Origin of the sequence: Plesiomonas sp. ZOR0011, from assembly GCF_000800945.1 — a bacterium.
Lineage (GTDB): Bacteria > Pseudomonadota > Gammaproteobacteria > Enterobacterales > CAMTGL01 > Plesiomonas > Plesiomonas shigelloides.
In genome coordinates this window covers 20202-33949 of the sequence record NZ_JRKB01000078.1, presented here as the reverse complement: position 1 = coordinate 33949, position 13748 = coordinate 20202, and the positions used below count along the sequence as shown (strand labels likewise).

12 protein-coding genes are annotated in these 13748 nt (G+C 51.0%); all 12 read left to right on the top strand.

The window, feature by feature from the left end:
- The first annotated feature begins 323 nt into the window (after positions 1 to 323).
- The 12 genes from flgB to L975_RS14785 all read left to right on the top strand — a co-directional run bounded on the left by flgB (position 324) and on the right by L975_RS14785 (position 13703).
- Positions 324 to 734 carry a flagellar basal body rod protein FlgB gene (gene flgB / locus L975_RS14840; RefSeq protein WP_010862227.1) on the top strand — a complete coding sequence of 137 codons (411 nt, stop codon included), beginning with the start codon at positions 324 to 326 and terminating at the stop codon, positions 732 to 734.
- Positions 735 to 736: 2 nt separating this feature from the next.
- Positions 737 to 1150 carry a flagellar basal body rod protein FlgC gene (gene flgC / locus L975_RS14835; protein ID WP_010862226.1) on the top strand — a complete coding sequence of 138 codons (414 nt, stop codon included), beginning with the start codon at positions 737 to 739 and terminating at the stop codon, positions 1148 to 1150.
- A gap of 10 nt (positions 1151 to 1160) precedes the next feature.
- Positions 1161 to 2078 carry a flagellar hook assembly protein FlgD gene (locus tag L975_RS14830; protein ID WP_052181511.1) on the top strand — a complete coding sequence of 306 codons (918 nt, stop codon included), beginning with the start codon at positions 1161 to 1163 and terminating at the stop codon, positions 2076 to 2078.
- Positions 2078 to 3373 (top strand): flagellar hook protein FlgE, encoded by a 1296-nt coding sequence (flgE, locus tag L975_RS14825; RefSeq protein ID WP_047709180.1) that lies wholly within the window; start codon positions 2078 to 2080, stop codon positions 3371 to 3373. Before L975_RS14830 ends, flgE begins: the two co-directional genes overlap by 1 nt.
- Positions 3374 to 3672: 299 nt before the next feature.
- Positions 3673 to 4419 carry a flagellar basal-body rod protein FlgF gene (gene flgF / locus L975_RS14820; RefSeq protein ID WP_047709179.1) on the top strand — a complete coding sequence of 249 codons (747 nt, stop codon included), beginning with the start codon at positions 3673 to 3675 and terminating at the stop codon, positions 4417 to 4419.
- Between the two features lie 53 nt (positions 4420 to 4472).
- Positions 4473 to 5261, top strand: coding sequence for a flagellar basal-body rod protein FlgG (flgG, locus tag L975_RS14815; RefSeq protein ID WP_010862222.1), 789 nt, complete (start codon positions 4473 to 4475; stop codon positions 5259 to 5261).
- A gap of 20 nt (positions 5262 to 5281) precedes the next feature.
- Entirely contained in the window at positions 5282 to 6373 is a 1092-nt protein-coding gene (locus tag L975_RS14810; protein WP_039045252.1) for a flagellar basal body P-ring protein FlgI, read from the top strand.
- Positions 6373 to 7341: a flagellar assembly peptidoglycan hydrolase FlgJ gene (gene flgJ / locus L975_RS14805; protein WP_039045253.1), complete on the top strand. Its 969-nt coding sequence runs from the start codon at positions 6373 to 6375 to the stop codon at positions 7339 to 7341. The genes L975_RS14810 and flgJ overlap by 1 nt, the downstream gene beginning before the upstream one ends.
- Before the next feature lie 39 nt (positions 7342 to 7380).
- Positions 7381 to 8073 carry a flagellar basal body L-ring protein FlgH gene (flgH, locus tag L975_RS14800; protein ID WP_218185609.1) on the top strand — a complete coding sequence of 231 codons (693 nt, stop codon included), beginning with the start codon at positions 7381 to 7383 and terminating at the stop codon, positions 8071 to 8073.
- Positions 8074 to 8177: 104 nt separating this feature from the next.
- Positions 8178 to 10097 carry a flagellar hook-associated protein FlgK gene (gene flgK, locus L975_RS14795; RefSeq protein ID WP_047709178.1) on the top strand — a complete coding sequence of 640 codons (1920 nt, stop codon included), beginning with the start codon at positions 8178 to 8180 and terminating at the stop codon, positions 10095 to 10097.
- 88 nt (positions 10098 to 10185) lie between these two features.
- A complete protein-coding gene (gene flgL, locus L975_RS14790; RefSeq protein ID WP_047709177.1) occupies positions 10186 to 11442 on the top strand; it encodes a flagellar hook-associated protein FlgL in 1257 nt (418 codons plus the stop codon).
- A gap of 188 nt (positions 11443 to 11630) precedes the next feature.
- Positions 11631 to 13703, top strand: a complete 2073-nt coding sequence (locus L975_RS14785) for a hypothetical protein (protein WP_047709176.1) — start codon at positions 11631 to 11633, stop codon at positions 13701 to 13703.
- Positions 13704 to 13748: the final 45 nt, after the last annotated feature.

The window sequence follows — 13748 nt, the reverse complement described above, 5'->3', positions numbered from 1 at the left end:
TCTTATCTCTTATCTCTTATCTCTTATCTCTTATCTCTGGTCCCTTTGTTAATCGGCTTGGGCGCTGTTGTACCGTTCTCTTTTCTGCAGGATGAATACACGGGTATTTGCCGGCGGCAGGGCTTTGCCGTTTTTGCCGTTGGGTGGTGGGGAGATTGCCGCTAAAGATTGATACGTGGTGTTGAGCCTAGTGTGGTGCAGGTCAGGCAGAGCTATGCCTAGCGTGCGGCGCGTGGGCAAATGGCCTGCCGGGAAATGACAACCGGCGGTGTCTTGGCATTAAGTTTGCTTTACCGTCAGACAGATGTATTCGGAGAATGATGATGGCAATCAGTTTCGATAAGGCGCTGGGGATCCACCAGTACACCCCAGGCCTGCGTAACCAGCGTACCGAAATGCTGGCCAGTAATATCGCCAATGCCGATACCCCAGGCTACAAAGCGCGGGATATGGACTTTTCTCAGGCGCTGGATCAAGCCATTGCGCAGGGCAGTGACCAGTTAAGCGGTGGCAGTTTGGCGATGACCGATTCTCGCCACATTGCGGCGTCTGCCGATTTTTCTGGCGTGAAGGGATACCGCATTCCCAATCAGCCCGACAGTGGCGACGGTAACACCGTAGATTTGCAGGTGGAACGTAACCTGTTTATGGAAAACACCATTGAATATCAGGCTTCCCTGCAGTTTCTGGGCAGCAAGTTTTCCGGTCTGAAAAAAGCCATTCGCGGAGACTAAGCATGAGTCTGTTTAATGTATTTAACGTGGCCGGTACGGCCATGAGCGCGCAGTCAGTACGACTGAACACCACCGCCAGTAACTTGGCCAACGCCGACAGCGTGAGCAGCTCCGCGGATCAAACCTACAAAGCGCGTCATCCGGTATTCAATGCGGTGTTGGACGATGCGATGAGCGATTCGAGCAGTGTGCCGGTATCGGTCGCGGGCATCATTGAAAGCCAAAAGCCGCTGGATATGGAGTACAGCCCTGATCATCCGTTGGCGAACAAAGACGGTTATATCTTCAAGCCAAATGTGAATGTGATGGAAGAGATGGCGGACATGATTTCTGCATCGCGCTCTTACCAGACCAACGTGCAAGTCGCCGATGCGGCCAAGCAAATGGCCATGCAAACCCTGAATCTGGGTAAGTAAGGAGTAACAGATGATTGACCCTACCTTACGTAGTAATAACTACCTAGAGCAGGTGAGCCGGCAAAGTAATGCCGCCGGTGGCAACTCGGCAATTACGGGCAAACAAAAAACAGCGGCTGATGGCACCGATAAAACCAGCGATGCGGACAATACCCGCCCGAATGAAAATCCAACGGGGGGGGCAACGTCTTCCCTGACGCAACAAGATTTTATGCGTCTGTTGACGCAACAGCTGGCGTATCAAGATCCGTTCAATCCGGTCAGTAACGATCAGATGGTGTCGCAGATGGCGTCATTCGCCACCGTGGATGGCATCAACAAGATGGGCGATCAGTTTGCGGTGATGAACCAGCTGATGGGCTCTGGCCAGGCACTGCAGGCGTCATCGCTGGTGGGTCAAGACGTGTTGTTGCCAACCTCGGATGTATGGCTGGAAAACGGTCAGGTCAGCGGGGCGATCTTCTCCAAAAATGGTGAGAAGCTCAACAACCTCTCGATTCGCGTTGAAGATGAAAATGGCCAGCTGATCAAAACCATTGATATGGGCGGCGAGAAAGATGGCGTGATCCGCTTTAACTGGGATGGTACCGATAAAGACGGTAATCCGGTTCCAGAAGGCAAATACAAGCTGAAAGCGACTGCCGAGATTGAAGGCGAGAACAAGGATATTACCGATCAGTTGGCGACGTATCACCGCGTGAGCAGCGTGGTATTGCAGTCCGATGCCGGTGCGCTGATCAACGTCAAGGGTGTCGAAGGCGGTATTCCACTCGGTAACATTCTGGAAGTGGGCAAAGTGAGTGATTCAGATGGTGGTTCGGGCGGCTCTGATGACAAGAAACCGTATACGCCGGTAATGCAAACCGCACTGATGAACGACAACGATAAAGAAGAAACTGACGAACAACGTTTACGGAGATTTTTATAATGTCGAGTATTTCCCTGAGTGGCCTGTTTGCTGCGCAAAAGGATCTGAGCACCACCAGTAACAACATTGCCAACGCCAATACTATCGGCTTTAAAGAATCCCGTGCCGAATTTTCGGATGTGTATTCTTCCTCCATTTTCTCAAACCCGAAAACCACCGTCGGCGGCGGTGTGCAGACGTCGATGATCTCCCAGCAGTTCCATGAAGGCTCGACCCGTTATACCAATAACCCACTGGATTTGCGGGTTAACGGTAAGGGCTTTTTTGCCGTCAGTAACGGCATGGATTACAAAGATGTCAGCCTGACGCGCGCCGGTGAGTTTAAGCTGAACAAAGATAACTACATTGTGAACTCAGCCGGTCAGTATCTGCGGGTGTTGCCAGTAGATGCCAAAGGTCAGGCGTCTTCCGTGAGTTTGCAAGCCTCTAGCCCGGTACAGGTACCCACCGAGGCCGGTCAGCCGTCGGCGTCAACCAAACTGGATATTGGGGTAAACTTGCCTGCCAACCAAGCAGCTGTCACTAAAACGCCGTTTGATTTTGACGATCCGGATACTTACAGCAAATCCACTTCAACCAGCATCTATGACTCATTGGGTAACAGCTACTCGATGACCACCTACTTTGCTAAAACAGCCGATAACACGTGGGAAGCCTATACCACGGTGACCGATAAAGACGGTAACGAAAAAGCATTGGATATCGATGGCGGTGAAGCGAGTGGCGGTACTGGCCAAAAAGGCGTGAAGCTGGAGTTCAACAGTGATGGTTCACTGAAAACGCAAAAACCAACCAATCCGAAAACGGTCAGCATGGCGGCCGCCGGCATCAATTTGAACGGTGCCGATACAGCGCAGACCTTAGAAATTAATTTCGATAAGCCGACACAGTACGCCTCTGATTTTAACGTGAAAAAGATCAACGAAAACGGCGTGGTCGTGGGTCGTCTGACCAAGGTGGATATCAGTCCTGACGGTTTGCTGGTGGCGAACTACAGCAACGGTAAGAGCGAGTATCTGGGTAAAGTGATGCTGGTAACCGTGCCGAACGAACAAGGTCTGACTCAGATTGGTGGCACCCAGTGGCGTGCGACACCAGATTCTGGTGCGATGCTGATTGGCGAGCCAGGTAAAGGCTCCAACGGTAAGATCATGAGCGGTGCGCTGGAAGAGTCCAACACCAACATGACCATCGAGCTGGTGGATCTGATCTCGGCGCAGCGTAACTTCCAAGCGAACTCCCGTGCGCTGGAAATTGACCAAGGTTTGCAGCAGACCATCTTGCAGATCCGCTAATTCCATTTTGCCGTAACACATTTGCTTTCGCGCTGAGTTAGCCCGCCAAGATCCACGGTATGGGCATAACTCAGCGTTTTAATAGCAGCAAAGTGTACTCGGCCGCATTATCTCACTCGCACTGACGTGAGCGAGGCATATGGCATGTTTCTTGTAAGCATTTTTCAGCAGTTAAGTTTGTAAGACGTATGCCTTATACAGATGCGGCCATACCGATGTCGGTATGCGCCTATGCCGCGATGCATAGTGTGGTGAACGCAACTGTTTTACCGATTTTCAGCAAGGGCCAGTAATCAGACATGGACAAGATGCTGTACATCGCCATGAGCGGTGCCAAGCAGAACCTGCAAGGTGTGCGGGTGCACGCCAATAATTTGGCGAATGCCAACACGCAGGGGTTCCGCAAAGATTTTGAACAGGCTCGCGCCATGCAGGCGTATGGCGAAGGGCTGCCGTCACGGGTGTTCAGCATGACTGAGCGTCCGGGCAGTGACTTTACCCACGGCGGCTTCATGAGCACTAACCGTGATCTGGACGTCGCTATTGCCGGTGACGGCTGGTTAGCCGTGCAAGCCGCTAATGGCGGTGAAGCCTATACGCGCGCCGGTCACCTGCAACTGGATGAAAATGGCCAGTTACGCAACGCTGCCAATCAGCCGATTTTGGGCGAAGACGGCAACCCCATCACGCTGCCGCAGCCACTGGCCAAGGTGCAAGTTGGCTCTGACGGCACTATCTCGTATTTGCCAAAAGGCGCGCCGCCAGACGCCATCGAACAAGGTGGCCGCATCAAGCTGGTGAATCCGTCGATTGCCTCACTGGTGAAGGGCGCTGATGGCCTGTTTCGCACCCAAGATGGCCTGCCACAGGCCGCCGACCCGACGGTGTCACTGGTGAGCGGTAAGCTGGAAGCCAGTAACGTCAGTGCCGTGGGTGAGATGGTACAGATGATTGATTTGCAGCGTCAGTTCGATATGCAGGTCAAGGCCATGAAAGCGGCCGAAGAGAATGATTCGGCTCAAAGTCAGCTATTAAAAATGAGTTGAGCCCGTTTTCAGCGCAGGCCTAAGCGCCTGCACTGATAAAGAAGGAGAATGCCATGGATCCCGCTCTGTGGGTCAGTAAGACCGGTCTGGATGCCCAGCAAACTAACATTCGCAATATCTCGAACAACATTTCCAATGCCAGCACCGTGGGCTTTAAAAAAGGCCGGGTGGTATTCGAGGATTTGCTGTACCAGAAAATCAACCAACCGGGTGCAACGTCAGCGCAAGATGACACCATGCCATCCGGTTTGATGCTGGGTAGTGGTACCAAAGTGGTGGCCACGCAGAAAAACTTCCAGCAAGGCGGCGTGCAAGTGACCAGCAACACCTTCGACATGATGATCGACGGTGATGGCTTCTTCCAGATCCGCATGCCAGATGGCTCGACCGCTTACACCCGTAACGGGCAGTTCCAGCGCGATGACGAAGGTAACTTGGTCACCGCGGGTGCCGGTTATCCGGTGGAGCCGAACATTTCGGTACCGGCGGATGCGACTTCCGTTACCGTCAGCGCCGATGGTCAGGTTTCTGCGCGTCTGCAAGGGCAAGCCGAAGAGCAGCAAGTCGGCCAGATCACCTTGGTCAGCTTTGTAAACCCGCAAGGTCTGGAGCCGATCGGGGAAAACCTGTATCTGCAAACCGGTGCCAGCGGTGAAGCACAAGAAGGTACGCCAGGTTTAGATGGTCTGGGCAAAATCAAGCAGGGCGCGTTGGAATCCTCCAACGTGAACGTAACCGAAGAGCTGATCAACTTGATCGAAGCGCAGCGGGTGTTCGAAATGAACTCCAAAGTGATCTCCTCGGTAGATGAAATGCTGGGCTATGTGTCACAGCGCTTGTAATGCAGGTAAGAACTAACGTCATGCGATTGGGTTGGTTAGGGATAGTGATCGGTTGCCTGTGTTGGCAGCCGGTACACGCGGCGCGCATCAAAGATGTGGCCGTGGTGGAAGGGGTGCGTAGTAACCAGTTAGTGGGTTACGGTCTGGTGGTGGGTTTGACCGGCACCGGTGAAAAGAGCCCGTTTACCGAGCAGAGCTTCAAGGCGATGCTGCAAAACTTTGGCATCCAGATCCCGGCCAACGTTAAGCCGAAGATCAACAACGTGGCTGCGGTAGCGGTAACAGCCGAGTTGCCGCCGTTTACCAAGCAAGGGCAGACCGTGGATGTCACGGTGTCGTCGCTGGGTGAAGCCAAAAGTCTGCGTGGCGGTATGCTGCTCCAAACCATGCTGAAAGGCTTGGATGGTCAGGTGTATGCGGTGGCGCAGGGCAGTTTAGTGGTCGGCGGTTTTAGCGCCGAAGGCAATGACGGCTCTAAGGTGCAAGCCAACACCCCGACCGTAGGCCGAATTCCAAACGGTGCGACGGTGGAGCAGGAAGTGCCAACTCCGTTTGATCGCGGCGATTTCATCACCTACAACCTGCACAGTGCGGATTTTACCAGCGCCCGCCGCATGGCCGAGGCGATCAATGACACCTTAGGTGGCCAAATTGCCCAAGCGGTTGATGGCACCTCGATTCGAGTACGCGCGCCGCGCGATGCTACCGAGCGGGTGAATTTCCTGTCGACGGTGGAAAATATCGATTTTGATCCGGCGGAAGAGGCGGCCAAGATTGTGGTCAACTCCCGTACTGGCACCATCGTGGTTGGTCAGAATGTACGTTTGCGTCCCGCGGCCATTACGCATGGCGGCTTGACCGTGACCATCAACGAAAATCTCAACGTCAGTCAGCCAAATCCATTGTCGCAAGGGCAAACGGTGGTGACGCCGCAATCTAACGTCCAAGTCGATCAAAACAAATCCAAGATGGTGAAGTTTGATCCGGGCGTGACCCTCGACGATCTGGTGCGGGCGGTGAACGATATTGGCGCGGGCCCGTCTGATGTGATGGCGATCCTCGAAGCCTTGAAACAGGCTGGGGCGATTCAAGGTGAGTTGGTGGTGATCTGATGGACAGCGGATTTGTTGATGCCAGTACTTATCATGACTTAAACAGCCTCAGCCGTATGCGTGAGGCGGCGCTGAAAAATGATAAGGATGCGCTGCGCGCAGCAGCCAATCAGTTCGAGGCCACCTTTATGCGCCAGATGCTGAAAAGCATGCGTGACGCTAACTCGGCCTTCAAATCCGAAGACTCGCCGTTTAACTCGCCGTCGGCAGATTTTTATCAGCAGATGTATGACGAAGAGCTGGCGGCGGAGCTATCGCGCAAAGGCTCATTGGGGCTGGCAGATCTGCTGGTCACGCAATTGGGCGGTAAAGACGCCAAGCATGAGGGCAACAGCGCTGCACCGGTCGCTCAGGCCGGTGGCGATCTGCTCTCTGAGCTGCGCCTGCGCAAAAATAAATCCTCCGGTCTGCATCAACCCGATCCGGTGACGGGCATCGCGAGTCATCGTAAAACCCGCTCGGTGGGAACCGATGACAATTTGCCCGACGCGCCAGAAGACGGTTTTTCTAGCGCGCAAGAGTTTGTGGCGACCTTGTTCCCGCATGCCTTGAAAGCGGCTAAAAAGCTGGGGACGACGCCGGCTATTTTGATTGCGCAGGCCGCCTTGGAAACCGGTTGGGGCAAGAGCATCATTCAAAACGCCGCCGGCAGCAGTAATAACCTGTTTAACATCAAAGCCGGTAAGAGCTGGGATGGCGATAAGGTCACCGTGCGTACGCTGGAGTATTTCGACGGTACGGCGGTGAACGTGACTTCTCCATTTCGGGCCTATGACAGCTTTGCCGATAGCTTTGAGGATTACGTGCGTTTCTTGCAAGAAAACGGCCGTTACGCGCAGGCGCTCAAACAGGCCGCCAATCCTGAAAACTACATCTCGCATCTGCAAAAAGCCGGTTATGCCACCGACCCGCGCTATGCCAATAAGGTCATCAGTATTCTGCGCCGTGTCCAGTCACTGCTGGAATAACGCGCCTAGACGTCATCTATTTTGTCGGAACCCGTGAACATGATGCAATTTCGCCGAATCTCTACCCTGCTGGTACTGCTGTGCGGGATCACGCTAGTTGGTTGTGCTAGCCCCAATAAACCGATTGCCGATGATCCCAACTGGGCACCGGTCGAGCCGCCGCCAGCGCCAAAGCCACCGGTTGAGCTGACAGGCTCCCTGTTTATTAAACCGCAAGGCGGCGGGATGTATTCGGATATCAAGGCGCATCGGGTGGGTGACATCATCACCGTGCAGCTGATGGAAAACACCAAAGCCAAGAAAAACGCCAAGACCGACTTGAGCAAAGAGAGCAACGCCAGCTTGCCAAGCCCAACCATTGCCGGTCGTCCTGTCACCATCAACGGGGTGCCGGTTTCCTTTGGTATCACTAACAGCAATGACTTTAACGGTGGGGCAGCCGCCGATCAGAGCAACAGCCTAAGCGGCTCGATTTCGGTGGAAGTGATTCAGGTGCTGTCGAACGGTAACCTGCGTGTGCGCGGCGAGAAGTGGATCACCTTGAATAATGGCGAAGAGTTCATTCGCCTGACCGGCACGATCCGCCCTGAAGACATTAGCCCAGATAACGTAATTGCCTCGGTGAAAGTCTCCAATGCGCGTATCCAATACTCCGGTACCGGTGCGTTCTCGGATACCCAGAAGCAGGGTTGGTTGTCACGCTTCTTTAATAGCGAGTGGTTCCCGTTCTGATTCGGGTAAAGTTTTTCTGAGTACGGCAGATACATATCAGGTAGCTGCCGTCGTCTGAACTGGCTAAACGCAGGTTCTGGGCACATCAGATTGAGGAGAAGGTAATGAATGATCTACTGCAACTGGGCATGAGCGGTGTATTGGCTAACCAAGCTCAGCTTCGGGTAACCGGTAACAACATCAATAACGTCAATACCATCGGTTACAGCCGTCAGGTTGCGGTTCAGACCACCAACGGAACCCAGTATCAGGGCAACCTGCAGTTCGGTACCGGTGTGAACATCACCGAAGTGCGTCGTGTGTACAGCACTTACGCCAACAACGAACTGAACATGGCGACCACCAAATTCTCCAACGCCACTCAGCGCACCACCGGGTTGACCGAGCTGGATAACTTGCTGTCGAAGGTGGGGATTAAAATTCCGAACACCCTCAACAGCTGGTTTGATGCGGTGAATAAACTGGGCGACGCGCCGAATGATGTTGCACTGCGCCAGCAAGTTCTTGAACAGGGAAAAAACCTCTCCGCCCAGTTCAATAACCTGCACAGCACCCTCGATAACAAAGTTAATGAACTGAATGATCAGCTGACCGGCAGCGCGCAGCGGGTTAACGATATCGCCAAAGAGTTGGCCGATCTGAACAAAACCATCGTCGAACAAGGCGGTAGCTCCAACGAGATGGAAGACCGTCGTCAGGCGCTGCTGGACGAACTGGCCGAGTACACCCAAGTCTCGACGGTGCCGAAAGACGATGGCTCGATGAACGTCCTGATTGGTGGTGGTCACACCCTGGTGTCCGGTGGCGACAGCGCCAAAATCAAGATGGTGGATGGCTCACCCGATCCTCGTCAAAGCCAAATGGCGATTAGCTGGGGTAACAGCAGCAAGCTGCTCAACGGCCAGTCACTCGGCGGCAAGCTGGGTGCGATGTTTGAAATGCGCGATGTGCATATCCCGAAGGCGATGGATCAAATCGGTCTGATGGCGATAGGCATTGCGGATGCGATTAACAAGCAGCAGCAACAAGGCTTGGATCTCAATGGCGATATCGGTCAAAACATGTTCACCGATATCAATAGCGATCAGGCCAAGCAGAGCCGTGCTATCAGCAACAATCCGGGCTTGGATCTGGGCGTCAACATTGATGATGTCAGCAAACTCAGTGCCGGTCCGTTCCAAGTCGAGTTTGACGGTAAAGATTACATTCTGCGTGATAAGAGCGGTAACGAGCTAGAAAAGCTGACGCCGAAAGGCACGCCGATGAATGGTTTAAGCTCTGATAAATACGGCTTCACGCTAGAGATCAACGGCGGCACTATCGCCAAAGGCGATAAAATTGAAATTCGTCCAACCCGCCAAGGTGCTGCGGATATCGGTATGAACATGACCGATCCATCGCAAATCGCTGCGCAAGGCATTACCAACAAAGGTGAAGCTAACAAGGGCAGCGGTAGCGTGAATGTCTCGGTGAAAGATAAAGCCGATCCAAATTATCCGATTGATGGCCGTAAACTGAATATCGAATACTTCGATGATGGTGGCAAGTTGTCATACCGCATCACCGATGGTGGCGAGCCACCAAAAGAGCTGCAAAAAGGCGAGTATACCGCAGGCGCTAAAGTGAACGTGGGCGGGATGGAAATTACCCTCGGCGGTAAACCGCAAGTCGGTGATTCTTTCAGCATCGATATGGACCCTGCTTCTGGTAGCAACACCAACTTGCTGGCAATGCAAGATCTGCAGAACAGCAAAATCATGGGTAACGGCACCCAGACCCTGTTCGATGTGTACGAAAAACTCAATACGGATATCGGTGCGGCGCAGTCATCGGCTATGCGTGATTACAGCCACACCAAACTGGAGTATCAGAGCGCGGCAACTCGCGCTAGCAGTGTCTCCGGTGTGGATCTGAACGAAGAGGCCGGTAATTTGATTCGCTATCAGCAGTCTTACTCAGCCAGTGCGCGGATCATTACATTAGCCGACGATATTTTTAAAACCCTGATGGGCGCGCTGGGCTGATTAACGCTTCAATGAGCCGTGCCCAAGAAGACCGGTTTAGACCGGTCTTTGCCAGACGTTTTACCGATTACATTACAGGACCAGCATTATGATGCGTGTATCTTCTTTTCAGGACTACCGCCTGTTTACCACTAACATGGGGCAAAAGCAGGTTGAGCTGAGCAAAGTATGGAGCCAGATTGATTCTGGCAAACGGGTTCAGACCGCCGGTGATGATGCGGTGGCCATGGTCTCCATCCATAACCTTAAACAGCAAAGCACCCTGAATCAGCAGTACACCAACATGGCGGACTTGGCGCTCAATCGCTTAGGGCAGGAAGAGACCTACCTGAAAAACGCTGACGATTTGATTCAAAACAGCAAAGAGCGTGTGCAAGGGGCATTGAACCCATCACTGGACCAAGATGGCCGTAATGCACTGGCGCAAGACATGCAATCTAACTTAGATGCTCTGTTTGATCTGGCCAATACCCGTGATGAAGCCGGTAACTATATCTTCGGTGGCACCAAAACCGATCAACCGCCATTTTTCAAAGATGCCAGCGGTAAAATTCAGTACCGTGGCAACGATGAACAGCGTTTCATGCAGGTGGCATCTTCAATCCAAGTTCCGGTGAATGATTCTGGGGCAAAGCTGTTCCAGCAAGTGCCGAACCCATTTGGTGATTATCGACCGGATTACAATCTTAGCGAAGGCTCGGATTTCTTCATCAACAGCACCGAGAATCTGAAAGGTTCTGATGAGCAGTATGATGTCGAGTTTGTCAAAATGGCTGACGGTTCAACCGGTTTCCTGGCTAAAAATAGCAAGGGCGAGTACGTTCCTAAGCAGGAAGAAGATCCTGCACATCCAGGCACACTGTTACCTCCTGAACCACAGCCAGTAGATATGAAAAATGGTCAACTGGTGATCAATGATGGCAAGCAGGATCTGGCGCGGATCAAATTCAGCGGCGAGCCTAAAGTGTCAGATGATGGTGCGGATAAAGTCAGCATCAAGCCGGGTAAAACCATCGATGCATTCGAAGCGATGCAAGACGCAATCAAAAATGTGCAAGACGGCACTAACACCGGCAACATCAGCATGGGTCTTGCCGACCTGGATGCCATCAGTAAACACCTGAACTCGGTACGCGGTGAAGTGGGTACGCGCATGCAAGCGGCGGAAACCGCGAAAGAAGATCATGCCGATAATGATGTGGTGGTAAAAAGCGCGCTCTCTACTCAAGAGGATGTCGACTATCCGACCGCCATTTTGCAGATGACCATGCTCAGTAGCTCAATGCAGGCCAGTCAGGCCACGTTTATGAAGTTGCAGGGGTTGAGTCTGTTTAACTATATCTAAAGTTAATCTGCTATCGCTAATCGTTTAATTAATGGGCTGCAGATAACAAATGGCTTCTTTGGTGAAAAACCGCGCTTAGGCGCGGTTTTTTTACGCCTTTATCATGCCGAATACCGCAGAGAAACTGCCGAAAATGGCGTAATAATTGCTATGTCAGGCATATCAGTGACGGGCAATCAGAGGAAAAGATGTCAGACATACAGAACCTGCCTTCGGCAGAAGAGATCGAAGCGCATTTTCAACGTGGCGTGGAATTGTTTAATCAGGGCAACAAGGAAGATGGTTATCATGTTGTACGCCTGATGGCGGACCTGTGTACCGACAATTTTGCCTATCAGCATACCGCCGGTCTGATTGCCTTTGAAAACAACAACCAAGAAGCAGCCCAGCGCTATTTGTGGCGCGCCGCCGAGTGTGACCCAAACAACCTCGAACTCTATTTCACGCTGGCACAATCCTATTTTCGCAGTCAGCAGTACGTAAGCTGCCTAAACTTATTGACTGAGCTGGAACAGCATATTTCCGGTAGCGTCGAGCTTTTGACGCTGAAAAAAGAAGCCTACGAGCAAATTGGCGATAAAGCCAATGCCATGCGCTACCGTGCATTGCTGCGTGAAGTGCAACAAAGTGAAGAGATAGTGGAGCTGGAAACCACGCTGCAAGAGTATTACCAGCAAGCGCAAGCGCTGATCGAAAACGGCGATTTCTCTGATGCTGAGCTTTTGCTCTCAATGGCGCAAGAGCTCAAAGACGGTGATGCGGAGCACGATTTTCTGTGGGCTTATCTCTATCATCGCCAAGATAAAAATGAGCAGGCTAAAACTAAAGCTGAAATTGCTTACAAGAAAGGATTCCGTTCGCAAGGAGTTTACTATGTATACGGCTATATACTCAATGATTTAGGCGAATATCCTGCGGCACGCGAGATTTTACAGGAGGGTAGAAAGGTTTATCCACAAAGCCTGGTCATTTATGAAACTCTGGCCAAAAACTACCTCAAATCTGGTGCCTATGAGCAAGCACTTAAAGCTTACCGTAAGCTTAATACGGAAAAACCGTCAGATGAATACCGTATCCAGATGGTTATTGCCGAGTTTAAATGGCTAGAAAGCAGCAACAAAAATCTCAATTATTCAACGGTACGTCAGTTCCAAGACACGCTGCTGCCGTTGTATCACCAGTACCCAGAAAATACCGAATTGGCTGATGCCGCAGCCAAAATTTATCTGTGGGTGGGGATGGGGGAAAAAGGCGATTTAGTTTATCAGGATCTGATTGAGCGTTACCCTAATACAGTAGCACCTAAATGGAATCGGCATGCCTATCTTGCATTCACCGGACAAAATCAGGCATTTTTAGAGTCGTATGCATATGGTGAACAATGTGGGCAACGTGTAACTTTCGGTCGGGAGATTAACCGTTGGCAAGGTCAAAAGCTAAAGGATGATGAGTTTTTATTAATTTATGCAGAACAGGGAATTGGTGATGAAATTCGTTTTGCACACAACTATCGCTATGCTTTAAAGAATGCTAAAAACATTATTGTTTACACAGAGCCAAGATTAATTGAACTATTTAAGCTGTCTTATCCTGGAATAACATTTATTGCTTGTGGTTTCAGCAATGGCGTGCGTAATTACCCTAATGAAGAACAATACATAAATAATAAAACATATATTTGTGCTGCTGGTGATTTGATGGGCTTTGTTTTCAAAAGTGAAAATAGGCTATTATGCAGTGAATCCTATTGGACTATCCCTGATAGCATAAATAATTTATGGCGTGAGCGCATATCTAGTTTACCTAAGCGAAAGTATAATATCGGTATTTCTTGGCGTAGCGGTATGCGGAGCCAAGGCCGAAATATGGGAATGTTAGATATATCAGAATTAGCGCCACTATGGAAATTAGATGCTAACTTCATCTCATTACAATATGATGATGTTTCAAAAGAAATTAAAAAACTGAAAAATAAAAATGAGCAATTTTTCGTTTTTGATGACATAGATCAGAAAAATGACTTTTTATCAGTTGCAGGGCTAATGAGTCAGCTTGATCTAATTATCACTGTCGGTACATCGGTTGGTGATATTGCCTGTGCTGTTGGTACCAAGGTGATTACATTATGCCCTAAGTTTGTAAGCCTTGAGGAAAATAAATTATACAAGGCTCAACAATATAGTAGAGATTATTATATATTTGATCATTTTAATGTTGATCTGACAAACCTAGTAGGGATTGTTACTGATTATGTAGAATAACAAAAATTCAGGTCTTGAGTTAATGCAAGACCTGTATTTTAGATG

Excerpts from the sequence above, each read along its gene's own strand:
- flgB (WP_010862227.1), top strand. The coding sequence starts at position 324 with ATGGCAATCAGTTTCGATAAGGCGCTGGGGATCCACCAGTACACCCCA.
- flgC (WP_010862226.1), top strand. The coding sequence starts at position 737 with ATGAGTCTGTTTAATGTATTTAACGTGGCCGGTACGGCCATGAGCGCG.
- L975_RS14830 (WP_052181511.1), top strand. The coding sequence starts at position 1,161 with ATGATTGACCCTACCTTACGTAGTAATAACTACCTAGAGCAGGTGAGC.
- flgE (WP_047709180.1), top strand. The coding sequence starts at position 2,078 with ATGTCGAGTATTTCCCTGAGTGGCCTGTTTGCTGCGCAAAAGGATCTG.
- flgF (WP_047709179.1), top strand. The coding sequence starts at position 3,673 with ATGGACAAGATGCTGTACATCGCCATGAGCGGTGCCAAGCAGAACCTG.
- flgG (WP_010862222.1), top strand. The coding sequence starts at position 4,473 with ATGGATCCCGCTCTGTGGGTCAGTAAGACCGGTCTGGATGCCCAGCAA.
- L975_RS14810 (WP_039045252.1), top strand. The coding sequence starts at position 5,282 with ATGCGATTGGGTTGGTTAGGGATAGTGATCGGTTGCCTGTGTTGGCAG.
- flgJ (WP_039045253.1), top strand. The coding sequence starts at position 6,373 with ATGGACAGCGGATTTGTTGATGCCAGTACTTATCATGACTTAAACAGC.
- flgH (WP_218185609.1), top strand. The coding sequence starts at position 7,381 with ATGATGCAATTTCGCCGAATCTCTACCCTGCTGGTACTGCTGTGCGGG.
- flgK (WP_047709178.1), top strand. The coding sequence starts at position 8,178 with ATGAATGATCTACTGCAACTGGGCATGAGCGGTGTATTGGCTAACCAA.
- flgL (WP_047709177.1), top strand. The coding sequence starts at position 10,186 with ATGATGCGTGTATCTTCTTTTCAGGACTACCGCCTGTTTACCACTAAC.
- L975_RS14785 (WP_047709176.1), top strand. The coding sequence starts at position 11,631 with ATGTCAGACATACAGAACCTGCCTTCGGCAGAAGAGATCGAAGCGCAT.